Origin of the sequence: Streptomyces sp. NPDC051020, from assembly GCF_040683105.1 — a bacterium.
Taxonomy (GTDB): Bacteria; Actinomycetota; Actinomycetes; order Streptomycetales; family Streptomycetaceae; genus Streptomyces.
This window is the reverse complement of record NZ_JBFBCG010000012.1, coordinates 88,620-105,173: the sequence shown is the minus strand read 5'-3', so window position 1 is coordinate 105,173 and position 16,554 is coordinate 88,620. Positions and strand designations below refer to the sequence as shown.

Below are 16,554 nucleotides of genomic sequence, written 5' to 3'. Positions count from 1 at the left end.
CTCGTGGCGGCGGGGCGGTGGAATCAGGCCGGGTTTGCCAGCTTCCGGAAGTCCCAGGAGGTGATCGCCTCCGGGGTGAGCCGCAGCCACGCGTGCCGCCCGTCGTGCGGCATCACGCCCATTCCGAAGTACTTCGCCGCGAACAGCCGCTCCGGAAGGTCCAGTTCGGGACATGCCTCGCCGGTACGGGGGGCCTCGCCGACGAAGGCTGCCTCGCCCGAGAGCTCGACGCCACGCAGTTCTCCGTACTCCACGCCGTCGTCGACGACCACCGCGATCTTCGGGTCCTGGCGCAGCTGTGACCAGCGCAGGGACCGGGTGATCGAGTACAGCCAGAGCGAGGTGCCGTCCCAGGTGAACCAGAGTGCGCCGATGTGCGGGCGGCCGTCGGCGGAGACGGTGGCGACCCGACAGGTGCGCTGCTCCGCGAGGTACGTGTCGCGTTCCGCGTCCGTCATCATGATTCGACGGCCCCGTCGCTGAATGATGGCCATGGGGCGCCCCTTCCAATGAGCTGACCAGGTGTCAGAAATCATGGATCCTCTTCCCTCCTGGCGCAATGGCCGTTAGCCTCGCGCGCCCGGCCGTCAACAGAAAGACCGCCTGTAGACACCAGGAGCCACCGAGAGGGGCAGCCGTGCCGTCCAGGGAGCAGCTCGCCGAGCAGCTCGATCCGGCCACCACCGTGCTTCTGACGGTCGAGTGCCAGCAGGGCGTCGTGGGCCCCGACAGCGCACTGCCCGAACTCGCCAAGGAGGCAAGCGGATCCGGCGCCCTCCACTGTGTCGCCCGGCTGGTCGCAGCCGCCCACGAGGCCGGTGTCCAGGTGCTGCACGCGGTCGCCGAGAGGCGCCCCGACGGGCGCGGTGCCAACCACAACGCCCGCCTCTTCCGGGCCGCCGGGCGCCTGCCCGTGCAGCAGCACTCCGGTACTCCGGCGGTCCGGATCGCCGCGCCCATCGAGGTGGCCGACGAGGACATCGTCGTACGCAGGCTGCACGGCCTCTCGCCCATCGCCGGCACCGATGTGGACGCGCTGCTGCGCAATCTCGGCTGCCGCACCCTCGTCGTCACCGGCGTCTCGGCCAATGTCGCCATCCCCAACGCCGTCTTCGACGCCGTGAACCTCGGGTACACGGCGGTCGTGCCGTCCGACGCCATCGCGGGGGTGCCCGCCGACTACACCCCCGCGATGATCCGTCACACGCTCGCCCTCGTCGCCACCGTCGCCACCACGCAGGACGTGCTGGGCTGCTGGCAGGGCCCCCGGAAGGCCAGGTCGTGACCCAGGTCCTGTCCCGCCGATCTTCGTGGGCCCGGAACGCCTGGCGCGGCACCTCGCCGCGTTGTCTTCAGTCGCCCACGTACGTCCAGTACGAGGACGATCCTCCGCCGTGAAGATCGACAGGACAGGACCTAGGAGGCGAGCGTGATCGAGTCGCCCTCGACCTTGATCGAAGCGGCGGGCAGCGGTTCGGTGGCCGGGCCCGCCGACACGCTGCCCGTCGCGGCGTCGAACTTGCTGCCATGACACGGGCAGTTGATCGTGCCGCCCGAGACGCTCGACACCGCGCACCCCTGATGCGTGCACTTCGACGAGAACGCCTTGAACTCCCCGGCCTTCGGCTGCGTGACGACGACACCCTTGTCGGCGAAGACCTTCCCGCCGCCCTCGGGGATGTCGGCGGTCTTGGCCAGGACGCCCGCAGCACCCCCGGCACCGGCCTGTCCGACGACAGCCGAGCCGCCCGAGTCCTTCGAGCCGCCGCACGCGGTGAGCACGGCGGCCACTCCGACGGCACCGGCGGCTGCGACGACGGTGCGACGCCCGGGACGGACCTCGTGCTCCTGCGATGCGCTCATGCTGACATTCCCTTCCACGTTGTTCATGGCTTCGACCAGGGATACGCGCGGTCGATGTCCCGTGTTCAACGACTGAGGGATTTCCTCAGGAAGTCGCGCTCCAGGAGCAACAGATGGGCGGCCGTCTCCTCCTGGGTGACCAGGTGGGTCGACCCGGAGAGCGGCAGTACCGTGTGCGGTCGTCCCGCCGCCAGCAGCGCGGCCGAGAACCGCAGCATGTGGGCGACGGTCACATTGTCGTCGGCGAGTCCGTGGACCAGCATGAGCGGCCGCGTCAGCCGGTGCGCCTCGGCCAGCAGCGAATTGCGCTCGTACGTCTCCGGGTCCACCTCCGGATGGCCGAGAAACCGCTCCTCCCAGTGGGTGTCGTACAGCCGCCGGTCGGTCGGTGCGGCGCCCGCGACCGCCGCGTGGAACACGTCCGGGTGACGCAGTACGGCCGCGGCAGCGAGATAGCCGCTGAACGACCAGCCGCGCATCGCCACCCTCCCCGGGTCCAGTTGGGGATACCGCGCGACCGCCGCGTGCAACGCGTCCATCTGATCCCGCAGGACAGCCGTCAGCCGGTCGCCCCGCACGGATTTCTCCCACGCCTCGCCGCGCCCCGGAGTGCCACGCCCGTCCGTGACCAGCACCGCGAACCCCTGCTCGGCGAACCACTGGGCGACAGCGGTCCACCAGCCGCGCGCCTGCAGGACCAACTGCATGCCGTGGCCCGCGTACGGGCTGAGCAGGACGGGCAGACGATCGTCGCCGGGGCGGTGCCAGGACGGCAGGTACAGGTGGCTGCGCAGTTCCCGCTCTCCCAGGCTCAGTGTGAGCGGCCGCGGGGTGACCACGGGAGTCTCGGCGAGGACTCCGATCCGCCCCGCCGGCGCACCGTCGCGCAGCACCGACACCGTCTGCCCGTCCGGGGTCCTGGTGTCCAGTACGAGCGTGGGGCCGGCTGCCGCGGCCGTGTGCACACCCGGTGTCCCACTGATGCGTACGGGACCGTCGCCGGTCGACCCAGCCACGTACGACCAGACATGGATGTCCGTAGGCTCCTCGCTCGCGGTGAAGAACACCCGGTCACCGACGGCGCCGACGACCTCGCGGACCTCCAGTCCCGGCGGTGTCGTACGGCCGTCGATGTCCAGTCCCTGGGTGTCGCCGCCGGGCTGCGCGGAGACGACGAGCGCCCCGGAGGCGAGGCGCAGCGGCGTACCCGGCCGGAGCGCGACCCACGCGGGATCGTGGGCGCGGTGCAGAGTCCGGGTCTCTCCCGTGGCCGGATCCACCGCCAGGACGTACACCGAACGCTGATCACGCGTCTGTACGGAGACCAGCGGACCGTGCCGGTCCCACGCGGCCGTGGCGACATACTCGAACGCCGGGTCCGTCCAGGTCCCCTGCGGGTGGTCCTCGCCCGCGGCCGCGGGCAGCCGCACCGCGACCCGTTCGCCCGACACCCGCACCAGGTGCAGCGACACCTCCGCGTTCGCCGTGCCCGCCGCCGGGTACGCCACAGCGCGTGGCGGACGCTCCGGATTCGCCGGATCGCTGATGTACCTGCGCCGGACCATCGAGGTGTCCACGCGTGCCACCAGCAGCGCATCGCTGTCGGGGGACCACCAGTAGCCGCGTGGGCGCCCGAGCGACTCGGCCGACACATAGTCGGAGAGCCCGTACGTCACGTGTTCCGTCCGCTCCTCCGGTACGGCCACCGGCCGGTCGTCGGTCCCGTCGGTCCGCACCGTCCGCAGTGCGCCCCCGGAGACGTACGCGATCAAGGTGCCATCGGGCGAGGGCCGCGGATCGACCACGGGTCCGGCGGTGGCGACCTGGCGCGGGGTGCCTCCGTCCGTCCGTACCACCCAGAGCTCGCCCTGGAGGGCGAAGGCGACGAGCCGGGCTTCGGCGTCCGTCGCGTACGACACCACTCCGGTCGACGTCTCCCTGGCCCGCTCCCGGCGTGCCAGCTCCTCTGCCGGCACCTCGCCGGGGTCCGCGTCCGCGCGCCGCAGGGCGGGCGGGTCGGCGAGTATCCGCTCGCCTCCGTCCTCATGCAGCCACAGGCGGCTCACCGGGTCGGTGCCGCCCGTCGTCCTGACGAAAAGGACCCGCCCGCCGTCGGGCGACACGGTGAACTGCCGGGGCACCCCGAGCGAGAAACGCCTGGTGCGAGCCGACTGGAGCGGCAGTCCACCGGCGTCGGTCGAGGCGGCTTCGGCCGTGGTCATCTCGGTGTTCCTCTCGGTCGTGATCCGCTGCTGCGACCAGCATCGGGGCAGGTACCGGCTCTCACGCAACGCATTTAGGGCATGGCTGCTGTCCCGGTCGCCCGGGTCGGCCGGCTCTGCACCGCCCCTGGCCCTTCGGACGGGTGACCGCCGGCCGCTGAAGCCTGCGAACCTGCGGAGAAGGATGCGCGGTCACACGGGCCCATTCCGTCCGATTTTCGGTCGCGGCCAGCGCTTCAGTGAACATTTACCGGTGATTTGGTGTGCGGTGTCCGATATCCGACCATGGGATGGACCCCCCGGCGGCTTCCGCAGCAGGCGTGCGCCCGCACGCTGCCGCTGCACGCGGGCCGGGGGCCGTGGCGAGGCCCCGCGGGGCAGGCGACGGTACCGAGCACGATGAAAGGCGCACCATCCCCATGCACGACACCGGAACCGTCTCGCAGTCGGCTCCGACCCCGGGCAGCCCTGCTCCGGCCCCGACCCAAGGCCCCGCCTCCGCCCAGAAGGGGCAGCCCCCGTCCCCTGAGCGCGAAGGGGGCAGCCGGCACGCCCGGCGCTTCGGGCTTCCGGTCGCCACCGCGCTGGTCATGGGCAACATCATCGGCGGCGGCATCTTCCTGCTCCCCGCGTCCGTCGCCCCGTACGGCACCGTCAGCCTCGTCGCCTTCGGCGTGCTCACCATCGGTGCCATCGCGCTCGCGCTCGTCTTCGGGCGGCTCGCGCAGCGCGACCCACGTACCGGCGGGCCGTACGTCTACGTGCGCGAGGCCTTCGGCGATTTCGCGGGCTTCCTGGCCGCCTGGTCGTATTGGATCACCTCCTGGGTGAGCAATGCGGCGCTCGCCGTCACCGCCGTGGGCTACCTGGACGTGCTGCTGCCCCTGCATGATTCGCCGTGGCTGATGATGACCGCCGCACTCGTCGTGCAGTGGCTGCCGGCACTCGCCAACCTCGCCGGGACCCGTTACGTCGGCGTGGTGCAACTCGTCTCCACCGTGCTGAAGTTCGTGCCCTTGCTCCTGGTTGCGATCGGCGGGCTGTTCTTCTTCGACCCGGACAACCTCGGTCCCTTCCAGGCCACCGAAGGCAGCGCCCTCGGCGCGGTCTCGGCGTCCGCCGCGATCCTGCTCTTCAGCTACCTCGGCGTCGAGTCGGCGGCGGTCAGCGCGGGTGAGGTGCGCAACCCGCGGCGCAACGTCGGGCGGGCGACCGTCCTCGGAACGCTCGGCGCGGCGCTGGTGTACCTGCTGGGCACCCTCGCCGTCTTCGGTACCGTCGCGCACGACAAGCTGCTCACCTCCAGCGCCCCCTTCACCGACGCCGTGAACGCCATGTTCGGCGGCACGTGGGGCGGCGCGGCGGTCGCCTGCGCGGCTCTGGTGTCGATCGTGGGCGCGCTCAACGGCTGGACGCTGCTCAGCGCCCAGACCGCGTACGCCGCCGCCCGCGACGGGCTGTTCCCGGCACGCTTCGCGGTGAAGCGGCGGGGTGTGTCGACCTTCGGTGTGATCGTCACTGTCGTCCTCGCCTCGCTGCTGACCGTCTACAACTACATGGCCGGGACGGCCCGGGTGTTCGAGATCCTGGTGCTGGTCACGACCTTCACCGCGACCGTTCCGTACCTCCTGGCGACGGCGGCCCAGCTGTACTTCCTCCTCTCGGGGCAGAGCGACCGGGTCCGCCCGGCTCGCCTCGCCCGCGACGCCGTGCTCGCGCTGGCCGCCTTCGGTTTCTCCATGTGGCTCCTGGCGGGCTCCGGCTATGCCGCCGTCTACCAGGGCGTGCTGTTCCTCTTCGCGGGTGTCCTGGTCTACGCATGGATGTCGGCCCGCAGGGCGCGCGCCTGACGCTTCGGCGGGGGACCGGTCAGCCGACCGGCCCGGTGTGGACGGGTGCGTCGGTAGGTGCTGGCTGGAGGCGTCACCGTAGGGGCGACAGACACGGCATCGACCCTTTGGGTGGCGGGGACCCGCACAGCGCTTGCGGGGTGGGCCGGCGCACCAGCGCGGTCCCACCCGGTACGTCAGGGCCAGGTCGGCCGATCAGGTGCCGATACCGCGATTCTGCGTAATCCCTTCGAGTAATGCGTTACCCGTAAAGGGCGAACCGGAACAATAAGGGACGGGTGACGGAAGGGAGATCGACGGGAGAGTGGTGCATGGCCCTGCGGAAACGTAAGGCGCAGCTGAAGACCCGGGCCGGGAAGGCAGCGGTCAGTGGATACGGTGCGATGGATGCGCGCCTGCCCGTCAGCGAGCTGGCCAGGCAGTTGCTGCGCAAGGCCTTTCCCGACCACTGGTCTTTTCTCCTCGGCGAGATCGCCCTCTACACGTTCGTGGTCCTGGTCCTCACCGGCGTGTACCTCACCCTGTTCTTCGACCCGAGCATGATGGACAGCGTCTACACCGGTTCCTATGCGCCCCTGCACGGCGTGAGGATGACGCAGGCCTACACCACCACCCTCAACATCAGCTTCGACGTGCGCGGAGGCCTGCTGATCCGTCAGATCCACCACTGGGCGGCACTGGTGTTCGTCGCCGCGATCGCCGTCCATATGCTGCGGATCTTCTTCACCGGCGCCTTCCGTAAGCCGCGGGAGGCCAACTGGATCGTGGGCATGACACTGTTCGTACTCGCGCTCCTCGAAGGATTCGCGGGCTACTCGCTGCCCGACGATCTGCTGTCCGGTACGGGCCTGAGGACGGCGGCCACCATTGTGGGGTCGATCCCTGTCGTCGGAACGCGCGTGGAGCTGTTCGTCTTCGGAGGACAGTTCCCGGGCAATGACGTGATCCCTCGGCTGTACGCCGTGCACATCCTGCTCGTGCCCGGTCTGATCGTGGCGCTGATCACCGCTCATCTCATGCTGGTGGTCTACCTCAAACACACCCACTGGGCGGGGCACGGGAAGACCAACAAGAACGCCGTCGGCTCACCGGCGTTCCCACATTTCACCGCGAAGACCACAGGTTTCTTCCTCATGGTGTTCGGCGTACTGGCCCTGCTGGGCGGGCTCGCCCAGATCAACCCCGTATGGAACTACGGCCCCTACCGTGCCGACCAGGTTTCCGGTAACGCACAGCCGGACTGGTATGTCGGGTTCCTGGAGGGCGCGCTGCGGCTGATGCCGCCATGGGAGACCAACATCGCGGGGCACACCATCATGTGGAATGTGTTCATTCCGGCGCTCGTGCTGCCAGGCGTGGTCTTCACGGTGCTGTTTCTCTATCCCTTCTTCGAGAAGTGGGTGACGGGCGACCGCAGGGAACACCATCTGTGCGACCGGCCGCGCAACCGGCCAACCCGTACCGGGCTCGGCGTGGCGGCCATCGTCTTCTACGCCGTTCTCCTGGTCGCCGGCGGCAATGATGTCGTCGCCTTCTCGTTCAGGGTTTCGGTCCAGGTCATGACCTGGATCCTCAGGATCGCGCTGATCGCCGCCCCGCTCCTGGCGTTCGCGCTGACCAAACGCCTCTGCCTCGCCCTTCAGATGCGGGACCGCCGTCGGCTGACCGAGGGCGAGGAGACCGGCCAGGTGATCCAATCGATGAACGGCGACCTCTCGGAGAGCCACCGCGGCCTGAGCCCGACAGCCCGTTACCGCATCCTGATGCGTGATGTCCCGACGCCCCTGGAACTCCCCGTGGAGGGCACGATCTCGCGTCGGCGACGGCTTCGGACCGTATTGAGCGGGTGGTACTACAGGGACCTCGTGGAACTGCCCGCCACGGACGAGCAACGGTCCCGGATCGCCGCGAGGACCGCGTCGCCGGAGCCGGTTCGCGAGCCCGAGGACTGAGAGCCGCCCTCAGCCCCGCACGCGCGCGTACTGGAAGGCCATTCCGAACACCCCCGCCAGGACCAGGCCCAGCCCGATCACGAAGAGCCACAGACCGAACACCACACCGAGAGCGAGCAAGGCCATCCCTGCGGCTGTCAGCGACGGCGCGATGCTGTGCGGAGGAAAGAAGTCCACCGGACCGGACCGCTCATGGATCTGCCCGTCCCTGCGGTCCTCGGGGCGCAGTCCCTTCCTCCGGTAGTTGGTGGCGAAGAAGAACGTGACCAGCAACGCCATGAGGAACGAGATGGTGAGAGCCGCCGTGCCTGTCGGATCCCGGGACCACACGGCGTAGAGAACATCGGTCACGAGAAAGAACCCCGTGACTCCGGCGAAGAGAATGGCCTCGGTCTTCATTCGCCCGACTCCTCCTCAGCGCCCGAAATGGAGTGGGACCCGCCTTGGCCGAGGCCCGGCTTCTCCTTGAGGGGGTGGTGCAGGTCGAAGGCCGGCGAGTCGGAACGTACGCGGGGCAAAGCCCGGAAATTGTGCCTCGGGGGTGGACAGGAGGTCGCCCACTCCAGGGAACGGCCGAACCCCCACGGGTCGTCCACTTCGACCTTCGGTGCGTAACGGCTGGTGCGCCACACGTTGTACAGGAACGGCAGTGTCGACAGGCCCAGCACAAAGGAGCCGACGGACGAGATCGTATTGAGCAAGGTGAAGCCGTCCGCTGCGAGATAGTCGGCGTAACGGCGGGGCATCCCGGCCTCCCCCAGCCAGTGCTGGACCAGGAAGGTCAGCTGAAAGCCGACGAACAAGGTCCAGAAATGGATACGTCCGATGCGTTCATCCAGCATGCGTCCGGTCAACTTGGGCCACCAGAAGTAGAAACCGCCGAACATCGCGAAGACCACTGTGCCGAAGAGCACGTAATGGAGGTGGGCGACGATGAAGTACGAATCGGTGAGGTGGAAGTCCAGCGGGGGCGAGGCGATCAGCACCCCGCTGAGGCCGCCCAGGAGAAATGTCACGAGGAAGCCGATCGCCCAGAGCATGGGTGTCTCGAACGTGATACTGCCGTGCCACATGGTGCCGATCCAGTTGAAGAACTTGACACCGGTGGGCACGGCGATGATGAACGACATGGCGGAGAAGAACGGCAGGAGGACGGCTCCCGTGGCGAACATGTGATGGGCCCAGACAACCGCCGAGAGCATGGTGATGCTGATCGTGGCCATCACCATTCCGAAATACCCGAACATCGGCTTCCGGCTGAACGCGGGAATGATCTCGCTCACCACTCCGAAGAAGGGCAACGCGACGATGTAGACCTCGGGATGGCCGAAGAACCAGAACAGGTGCTGCCACAGCAGTGCCCCGCCGTTGGCGGAGTCGAAAACATGCGCACCGAACTTCCGGTCGGCTTCGAGTACGAGCAGCGTGGCAGCGAGCACCGGAAACGCGAGCAGCGCGAGGATCGAGGTGAACAGAACGTTCCAGGTGAAGATCGGCATCCGGAACATGGTCATACCGGGGGCGCGCAGACAGACGATCGTCGTGATGAAATTGACCGATGCCAGGGTCGTGCTGATCCCCGACAGCACCAGGCCCATCGTCCAGAGGTCTCCGCCGGCGCCGGGCGAGAAGACGGCACTGTTCAGCGGAGCGTAGGCGAACCAGCCGAAGTGTGCCGCGCCGCCGGGCACCACGAATCCGGACACCACGATGATTCCGCCGAAGAGGAAGAGCCAGTAGGTGAGCGCGTTCAGGCGAGGGAAGGCGACGTCGGGCGCGCCGATCTGCAGCGGCATGATGGCGTTCGCGAAGCCGCCGAACATCGGCGTGGCGAACAGCAGCATCATGACGGTGCCGTGAATCGTGAACAGCTGGTTGTACTGTTCCGCGCTGACAATCTGAAGTCCTGGCCGGGCCAGCTCCGCTCGCATGAGCATGGCCAACACTCCGCCCAGCAGGAAGAACCCGAACGCGGTGACCATGTAGAGATTGCCGATGACCTTGTGGTCCGTGGTCGTCAGCCAGCCCATGAGCCTCACACCGGCATTGACGCGCCTGTTGCCCACCGGCTCGGCCGACGCGGCTTCCTGCAGCTCCTGCGCCATCGGTTCTCCGTCCCTCCCAGTTGACTCGATGGTGGAGCCTGCCACCGTCGACGGCCCGTACGACTGGCGGTGACACCTCGAATTTCACCGGTTCACCGGTGCTCCGATCGGGCGTCCCACGGGCCCGCCGGGTCCCGGATGCCCGGCGGTCACGAGCCAGACCGTCATCACTTCCGGTGCGAGCGCCGGGGTCGACCTGGTGACGGCACGTCCGTTCGCGCGGGAATGCGTGACTGTGCTCTGGCAGCGGATCAGCCGATCCGGCCCCGCAGCCGGTCCGTGGACCGGGCGGCACCGAGGACAGACGGGGACTGGCCCGTACCGCAATCGCGCACAGGAGACCCAGGGGCGGGGTCGAGGTCGGCCCGCACCGTTGCTTGTGAAGACCGCATGCGGGACCCGATAGCCTGGGAAAATGCTCACCGAAGTCACCGCGACCCGCTACGTCACCCCCCTGCGGGAGGGCGGCTCGCTCCCCGGGATCGTCGAGGCCGACGATCTCGGTACATACGTCATGAAGTTCACCGGCGCCGGGCAGGGCCGGAAGACCCTCGTCGCGGAGGTCATCTGCGGGGAACTCGGCCGGCGGCTGGGACTGCGGGTCCCGGAGCTCGTCACCATCCAGCTCGACCCGGTCATCGGGCTCGCGGAGCCGGACCAAGAGGTGCAGGAACTGCTCAAGGCGAGCGGTGGGCTGAATCTCGGAATGGACTATCTGCCCGGTTCGATCGGGTTCGATCCGCTCGCCTACCAGGTGGATCCGGCAGAGGCCGGGAAGATCGTGTGGTTCGATGCGTTGATCAACAATGTCGACCGGTCGTGGCGGAACCCCAATATGCTGGTCTGGCACGGGGACGCCTGGCTCATCGATCACGGTGCGACGATGATCTGGCACCACAACTGGCCGGGTGCGCAGGCATCCGCGGCCAAGCCGTACAACGCCTCCGACCATGTGCTCGCGCCCTTCGGCCCGGACATCGCCGCCGCGGCCGCCGAGCTCGCCCCGCTTGTCACCGAGCGGCTGCTGACCGAGGTGACCGCCGAGGTGCCCGACGAGTGGCTGGTCGACGAGCCCGGTTTCGACACGACGGACGCGCTGCGCCGCGCCTATGTGGAGCCGCTGCTGGCGCGCGCCGCCACCATCCACGAGCGGATCTCGATGGACGCGCCCACGAAGGCGGCGCCGTCCCGGGCGCCGGGGTGGCTGACCGAGCACCTCACTCCGTGGCCGCACCCCACGAAGAAGGACCGTGCCGAGAAGGCGGCGGCCGACCGGGCCGACGAGCCGCAGAGCAGCAAGGACGGCAGTCAGTGAGCAAGCGTGAGGTCTTCGAGTACGCGCTGCTGCGCGTCGTGCCCCGGGTCGAGCGCGGTGAGTGCTTCAACGCGGGCGTGCTGGTGTACTGCCGCGCCAAGTCCTTTGTGGCGGCCCGCACCCATCTCGACGAGAGCAAGCTGAGGGCGCTCGACCCGAACGCCGACGTGGTCGGGGTCCGGGCGGCGCTGCGGGCCGTCGAGGGCGTCTGCTGCGGCGGCGACGCGGCCGGCCAGGCCGCCGGTGACGACGCCGGGCGGCGCTTTCGCTGGCTGATCGCCCCGCGCTCCACAGTGGTTCAGCCGAGCGCCGTGCACAGCGGCCTCACCGCCGATCCGGAGGCCGAGGTCGAGCGGCTGCTCGACCTGCTGGTGCGCTGATCCGGCCACCGTCGGCGCCGCGCGCGGACCCTGCGGTCGCGGCGCCGTCCGGTGTGACATGCACTGCTGCGTCCGTGGGCCGTTGACACCGAGTGTCAGGGCTTCTAGCGTCTCGTCTGCTGAAGGTACTAAGCGGTTGCTCAGTCATCGGGAACTTCCTGACGTCCGCTGAGCCGCGATCCAAGGGCGAGGAGAACCAAGCATGTCCACCACCGAGCAGCGTGTCGCCATCGTGACGGGAGCGGCGCGAGGCATTGGCGCCGCCACCGCGGTACGCCTGGCGGCCGAAGGCCGCGTCGTCGCCGTACTCGACCTCGACGAGGCGGCCTGCAAGGACACCGTCGAGAAGATCAGCGCCGCCGGGGGCACCGCCCTCGCCGTCGGCTGCGACGTGTCAAACAACGCTCAGGTGGAGGCCGCCGTGGCGCGGGTCGCCGCCGAGCTCGGTGCGCCGACGATCCTCGTCAACAACGCGGGCGTGCTCCGCGACAATCTGCTCTTCAAGATGAGCGAGTCCGACTGGGACACCGTGATGAACGTGCACCTCAAGGGCGCGTTCCTGATGGCCAAGGCCGTCCAGAAGCACATGGTGGACGCCAAGTTCGGCCGTATCGTCTCGCTGTCCTCGTCCTCGGCGCTCGGCAACCGCGGCCAGGCGAACTACTCCGCCGTCAAGGCCGGTCTGCAGGGCTTCACCAAGACCCTCGCCAAGGAGCTCGGCAAGTTCGGCGTCACCGCCAACGCCGTCGCCCCCGGCTTCATCGTCACCGAGATGACCGCGCAGACCGCGGCCCGGGTCGGCATGGGCTTCGAGGAGTTCCAGGCCGCCGCCGCCACCCAGATCCCCGTGCAGCGCGTCGGCCGCCCGGAGGACGTCGCCAACGCCATCGCCTTCTTCACCGGCGACGACGCGGGCTTCGTCTCCGGCCAGGTCATGTACGTCGCCGGCGGGCCGCTCAACTGACCCGAAGGGCAGCAGACATCATGACTGTGCAGGACAGCGGGAAGGTCGCGCTCATCACGGGCGCGAGCCGGGGGATCGGTTACGGAATCGCGGAGGCGCTCGTCGCCCGCGGCGACCGGGTGTGCATCACCGGGCGCGGCGAGGACGCCCTCAAGGAGGCCGTCGAGAAGCTGGGCTCCGACCGGGTCATCGCCGTCGCGGGCAAGGCGCACGACGAGGCGCATCAGGCGGCGGCGGTCGAGCGCACCATGGAGGCATTCGGCCGCGTGGACTTCCTGGTCAACAACGCCGGTACGAACCCGGTGTTCGGCCCGATCGCCGAGCTCGACCTCAATGTCGTGCGCAAGGTCTACGAGACCAATGTGATCTCGGCGCTCGGCTTCGCCCAGCAGACCTGGAAGGCCTGGCAGAAGGAGAACGGCGGGGCGATCGTCAACATCGCCTCGATCGCCGGTATCTCCGCCTCGCCCTTCGTCGGCGCGTACGGCATGAGCAAGGCGGCCATGGTCAATCTGACCCTGCAGCTGGCGCACGAGTTCGCCCCGGGCGTCCGGGTCAACTCGATCGCTCCGGCCGTGGTCAGGACCAAGTTTGCCAAGGCGCTGTACGAGGGGCGCGAGGCGGAGGCGGCAGCCGCCTATCCGCTCGGCCGGCTCGGTGTCCCCGAGGACATCGGCGGAGCCGCCGCGTTCCTCACGTCGAGCCAGTCCGACTGGATCACCGGACAGACGCTGGTGGTCGATGGAGGCATCTTCCTGAACGCGGGCGTGAGCTGAGCACAGCCTGCTCCGATTTGGCCCTGCTTGACTCAAGTGCCCCGTCGGGCCTGCGGGTTGACCCGACGGGGCGCTGCGGTATGGTCTGCCGATCCATGGCTGATCGAGGAGCGTGCACGTGTTCTACCGGGCCAGGCTGCAGGCCGCTGCAGCCCTTGCTTCCCTTTCTCTGCTGGCCGGCTGCGGTCTGCTTTCCGACAATGGCTCGGAGGCGGAGCAGAAGATAGTCGTCGGTACCACGAGTGAGCCCTCCACCCTCGATCCGGCGGCGGCATGGGACAACTCGTGGGAGCTGATGCGTAATGTCTTCCAGACCCTGGTGAGCTTTCCCACCGGCAGTTCGAGCCCGGAGCCCGACGCCGCGGACTCCTGTGTGTTCACGGACCGGACCAGCACGGCCTACCGCTGCACGCTCAAGAAGGGCCTGAAGTTCTCCAACGGGGACAACCTCGACGCCGAGGCTGTGAAGTACTCCATCGACCGGATCACGACCATCAAGGTCAAGGGCGGGCCCCTTGGCCTGCTCGGCTCGCTCGACCGGGTCGAGACCAAGGGCGACGACACCGTCATCTTCCACCTGAACAGGCCGGACGCCACGTTCCCGTTCATTCTGGCCACCCCCGCGATGTCTCTGGTGGCACCCAGCGACTACCCGAAGGACAAGGTCCGCGAGGACGGCAAGGTCACCGGGTCGGGCCCCTACCTCCTGCACAGCTACGTGCCCGGGGGCAAGGCCGAGCTGGTGAAGAACCAGGGCTACAAGGGCTTCGCCAACCGCAAGAACAACGCCGTGACCATCCGGTACTTCAAGGGGTCCGCCCCCATGGTCGACGCGCTGAAGAAGAACGAGATCGACGCGACCTACCGCGGCCTCACCGCGGAGGAGGTGGTGAACCTCGAGGACAACAAGGACGAGAACAGCAAGCTGCAGCTGATCGAGACCGTCGGCGCCGACATCCGCTTCCTGGTCTTCAACCCCGAGGACCCGGCTGCCGGGAACCCGGCTGTCCGCCGGGCCGTCGCACAGCTCGTCGACCGGGACGCGCTCGTCGCCAAGGTCTACCAGGGCACCGCCGAGCCGCTGTACTCCATGATCCCCAAGGGTATCGCCGGCCACACCACCAGCTTCTTCGACAGCTTCGGCAACCCGAGCAAGGAGAAGGCCAAGCAGATCCTGGTCAAGGCGGGCATCACCGAGCCCGTCGCGATGACGTTCTGGTACACCACCGACCGGTACGGCTCGGCTACGGAATCCGAGTTCGGTGAACTGAAGCGTCAGCTGGAGGCGTCGGGTCTGTTCAAGATCACGCTGAAGGGCCTGCCGTGGAAGAAGTTCCAGGAGGGCTTCACCAAGGGCCAGTACCCGGTCTTCGGCCGCGGCTGGAACCCGGACTTCCCGGACCCGGACAACTTCATCGCCCCCTTCGTGGGCAAGCAGAGTGTCACCGGGATGCCGTACGACAAGACCGAGATCACCCGGCGCCTGCTGCCGCAGACCCGCCAGGAGAGCGACCGGGGCGCGGTCAGCAAGGAGTTCGAGCGGGCTCAGAACATCCTGGTCGACGACGTCCGGCTGCTGCCCCTGTGGCAGGGCAAGCTCTATGTCGAGGCGGGCGAGGACATCGGTGGCGGCGAGCGCGCCCTGGACCCGCAGACGGTCATGCAGATGTGGGAGCTGTACCGCAAGACCAGTTGGTAGGGCTCGCCCGGCCGGTTGTCAGTGGCCCCCGGTAGGTTCTGTGGTCAAGAACCGATTGCGTACCGGAGGTTGTTGAAGTGACCGACACCGACCTGCTGCCCGAGTCCTGGCGCGGCGTCCTCGGCGAAGAGCTGCAGAAGCCGTACTTCAAGGAGCTCACCGAGTTCGTCGAGGAGGAGCGGGCGAAGGGACCGGTCTACCCGCCCCGCGAGCAGGTCTTCGCGGCCCTGGAAGCCACTCCGTACGACAAGGTGAAGGTCCTGGTCCTCGGCCAGGACCCGTACCACGGCGAGGGGCAGGGGCACGGGCTGTGCTTCTCCGTGCGGCCCGGCGTCAGGACACCGCCCTCCTTGCGGAACATCTACAAGGAGATGCATGAGGAGCTCGGCCTGCCGATCCCGGACAACGGGTATCTGATGCCGTGGGCCGAGCAGGGCGTCCTGCTGCTCAACGCCGTGCTGACGGTCCGCGCCGGCGAGGCCAACTCGCACAAGGGCAAGGGCTGGGAGAAGTTCACGGACGCGGTGATCCGCGCGGTGGCCACGCGGCCCGATCCGGCGGTCTTCGTGCTCTGGGGCAACTACGCCCAGAAGAAGCTCCCGCTGATCGACGAGGAGCGCCATGCGGTGGTGAAGGGCGCACATCCGTCACCGCTGTCCGCGAAGAAGTTCTTCGGCTCCCGTCCGTTCACGCAGATCAACGAGGCGGTCGCGGCACAGGGACACCAGGCCATCGACTGGCGCATCCCCGACCTGGGCTGATCCGCCCGGAGCCGCCCGACGGGCCCGGGGGTCTCTGTCGGGATAGAAAGGTCCTAGCCCGAGCCTGAGCGGGATTGCCGGTGCCAGCCGCTAGCGTCGCCGTGACCGGAATCGAACGGGCTCCACCGGGCCCGATCGACGTCGACCGGGGTGAACCGGGAACGGCTGGACACATGCGAGGGAGACCGCGGTGACGGAGCAGCAGGAGACGTCGACGGATGCCGTCATGACCAGGATCGGCCAGGCGATCATGCTGCTCCACGGCGGCGACCGGGAAGAGGCCCGTAACCGCTTCGGGGCGCTCTGGGCTGAGATCGGTGAGGACGGCGATGCCTTGCACCGCTGCACCCTCGCGCACTACATGGCCGACACCCAGGATGATCTCGGTGATGAACTGGCCTGGGACCTAAGGGCGTTGACCGCAGCCGAGGGGATCTGTGACGGGCGCGTCGCGGAACACGGGGACTCGCTCGCGGTGCGGGCCTTCTACCCATCGCTCCACCTCAACCTTGCGGCGGACTATGTGAAGCTCCAGCGCCCCGACGCGGCCCGGGTCCATCTGGACCGGGCCCGGAAGGCGTCCGAGGTTCTCGTGGACGACGGGTACGGGGGAGGGGTGCGCGCGGCGATCGGGCGGCTGGAGCGGCGGCTTCGGGAGCTGTGAGCC

At 68.5% G+C, this 16,554-nt stretch carries 15 protein-coding genes; 10 read left to right on the top strand and 5 right to left on the bottom strand.

Annotated elements, in window-relative coordinates; all coding sequences use genetic code 11:
* Positions 1-23: 23 nt before the first annotated feature.
* Positions 24-494: a pyridoxamine 5'-phosphate oxidase family protein gene (locus AB0N06_RS09550; protein WP_366134121.1), complete on the bottom strand. Its 471-nt coding sequence runs from the start codon at positions 492-494 to the stop codon at positions 24-26.
* Positions 495-637: 143 nt separating this feature from the next.
* On the opposite strand from AB0N06_RS09550, the gene AB0N06_RS09545 reads away from it, so the two are divergent.
* A complete protein-coding gene (locus tag AB0N06_RS09545; protein WP_366134120.1) occupies positions 638-1,285 on the top strand; it encodes a cysteine hydrolase in 648 nt (215 codons plus the stop codon).
* 131 nt (positions 1,286-1,416) lie between these two features.
* Here the strand turns inward: AB0N06_RS09545 and AB0N06_RS09540 are convergent, their stop codons facing one another.
* Positions 1,417-1,863, bottom strand: a complete 447-nt coding sequence (locus AB0N06_RS09540; RefSeq protein ID WP_366134119.1) for a Rieske (2Fe-2S) protein — start codon at positions 1,861-1,863, stop codon at positions 1,417-1,419.
* A gap of 65 nt (positions 1,864-1,928) precedes the next feature.
* Positions 1,929-4,085: a prolyl oligopeptidase family serine peptidase gene (locus AB0N06_RS09535; protein WP_366134118.1), complete on the bottom strand. Its 2,157-nt coding sequence runs from the start codon at positions 4,083-4,085 to the stop codon at positions 1,929-1,931.
* Between the two features lie 419 nt (positions 4,086-4,504).
* Between AB0N06_RS09535 and AB0N06_RS09530 the strand changes: the two genes are divergently transcribed.
* Positions 4,505-5,935 carry an amino acid permease gene (locus tag AB0N06_RS09530; RefSeq protein WP_366134117.1) on the top strand — a complete coding sequence of 477 codons (1,431 nt, stop codon included), beginning with the start codon at positions 4,505-4,507 and terminating at the stop codon, positions 5,933-5,935.
* 311 nt (positions 5,936-6,246) lie between these two features.
* On the top strand, positions 6,247-7,887 hold the full coding sequence (locus AB0N06_RS09525; RefSeq protein WP_366134116.1) for a cytochrome bc complex cytochrome b subunit: 1,641 nt from the start codon (positions 6,247-6,249) through the stop codon (positions 7,885-7,887).
* A gap of 9 nt (positions 7,888-7,896) precedes the next feature.
* Here AB0N06_RS09525 and AB0N06_RS09520 read toward each other — a convergent pair whose 3' ends face one another.
* The gene (locus AB0N06_RS09520; RefSeq protein ID WP_366134115.1) at positions 7,897-8,286 is read right to left on the bottom strand and encodes a cytochrome c oxidase subunit 4; all 390 of its coding nucleotides are present in this window, start codon (positions 8,284-8,286) and stop codon (positions 7,897-7,899) included.
* On the bottom strand, positions 8,283-9,917 hold the full coding sequence (ctaD, locus tag AB0N06_RS09515; RefSeq protein ID WP_366134152.1) for a cytochrome c oxidase subunit I: 1,635 nt from the start codon (positions 9,915-9,917) through the stop codon (positions 8,283-8,285). The genes AB0N06_RS09520 and ctaD overlap by 4 nt, the downstream gene beginning before the upstream one ends.
* Positions 9,918-10,407: 490 nt before the next feature.
* Here ctaD and AB0N06_RS09510 point away from each other — a divergent pair, with 490 nt between their 5' ends.
* The 7 genes from AB0N06_RS09510 to AB0N06_RS09480 all read left to right on the top strand — a co-directional run bounded on the left by AB0N06_RS09510 (position 10,408) and on the right by AB0N06_RS09480 (position 16,551).
* On the top strand, positions 10,408-11,307 hold the full coding sequence (locus tag AB0N06_RS09510) for a HipA family kinase (protein ID WP_366134114.1): 900 nt from the start codon (positions 10,408-10,410) through the stop codon (positions 11,305-11,307).
* Positions 11,304-11,687 (top strand): DUF3037 domain-containing protein, encoded by a 384-nt coding sequence (locus AB0N06_RS09505; protein ID WP_366134113.1) that lies wholly within the window; start codon positions 11,304-11,306, stop codon positions 11,685-11,687. Before AB0N06_RS09510 ends, AB0N06_RS09505 begins: the two co-directional genes overlap by 4 nt.
* A 202-nt stretch (positions 11,688-11,889) precedes the next feature.
* Positions 11,890-12,651 carry a 3-oxoacyl-ACP reductase FabG gene (gene fabG, locus AB0N06_RS09500; RefSeq protein WP_366134112.1) on the top strand — a complete coding sequence of 254 codons (762 nt, stop codon included), beginning with the start codon at positions 11,890-11,892 and terminating at the stop codon, positions 12,649-12,651.
* A gap of 20 nt (positions 12,652-12,671) precedes the next feature.
* Complete coding sequence (locus tag AB0N06_RS09495) at positions 12,672-13,427, top strand: SDR family oxidoreductase (protein ID WP_366134111.1); 756 nt, start codon at positions 12,672-12,674, stop codon at positions 13,425-13,427.
* A 118-nt stretch (positions 13,428-13,545) separates the two neighbouring features.
* Positions 13,546-15,126, top strand: coding sequence for an ABC transporter substrate-binding protein (locus AB0N06_RS09490; protein ID WP_366134110.1), 1,581 nt, complete (start codon positions 13,546-13,548; stop codon positions 15,124-15,126).
* 77 nt (positions 15,127-15,203) lie between these two features.
* Positions 15,204-15,887: a uracil-DNA glycosylase gene (locus AB0N06_RS09485; RefSeq protein WP_366134109.1), complete on the top strand. Its 684-nt coding sequence runs from the start codon at positions 15,204-15,206 to the stop codon at positions 15,885-15,887.
* Between the two features lie 190 nt (positions 15,888-16,077).
* Positions 16,078-16,551 carry a hypothetical protein gene (locus tag AB0N06_RS09480; RefSeq protein ID WP_366134108.1) on the top strand — a complete coding sequence of 158 codons (474 nt, stop codon included), beginning with the start codon at positions 16,078-16,080 and terminating at the stop codon, positions 16,549-16,551.
* The last annotated feature ends 3 nt before the right edge of the window (positions 16,552-16,554 follow it).

What these genes read in the sequence shown, in the direction of transcription:
- AB0N06_RS09535 (WP_366134118.1), bottom strand. Translation starts at nt 4,085, where the DNA reads ATGACCACGGCCGAAGCCGCCTCGACCGACGCCGGTGGACTGCCGCTC.
- AB0N06_RS09495 (WP_366134111.1), top strand. Translation starts at nt 12,672, where the DNA reads ATGACTGTGCAGGACAGCGGGAAGGTCGCGCTCATCACGGGCGCGAGC.
- AB0N06_RS09530 (WP_366134117.1), top strand. Translation starts at nt 4,505, where the DNA reads ATGCACGACACCGGAACCGTCTCGCAGTCGGCTCCGACCCCGGGCAGC.
- AB0N06_RS09510 (WP_366134114.1), top strand. Translation starts at nt 10,408, where the DNA reads ATGCTCACCGAAGTCACCGCGACCCGCTACGTCACCCCCCTGCGGGAG.
- AB0N06_RS09520 (WP_366134115.1), bottom strand. Translation starts at nt 8,286, where the DNA reads ATGAAGACCGAGGCCATTCTCTTCGCCGGAGTCACGGGGTTCTTTCTC.
- fabG (WP_366134112.1), top strand. Translation starts at nt 11,890, where the DNA reads ATGTCCACCACCGAGCAGCGTGTCGCCATCGTGACGGGAGCGGCGCGA.
- AB0N06_RS09550 (WP_366134121.1), bottom strand. Translation starts at nt 494, where the DNA reads ATGGCCATCATTCAGCGACGGGGCCGTCGAATCATGATGACGGACGCG.
- AB0N06_RS09540 (WP_366134119.1), bottom strand. Translation starts at nt 1,863, where the DNA reads ATGAGCGCATCGCAGGAGCACGAGGTCCGTCCCGGGCGTCGCACCGTC.
- ctaD (WP_366134152.1), bottom strand. Translation starts at nt 9,917, where the DNA reads ATGGGCTGGCTGACGACCACGGACCACAAGGTCATCGGCAATCTCTAC.
- AB0N06_RS09525 (WP_366134116.1), top strand. Translation starts at nt 6,247, where the DNA reads ATGGCCCTGCGGAAACGTAAGGCGCAGCTGAAGACCCGGGCCGGGAAG.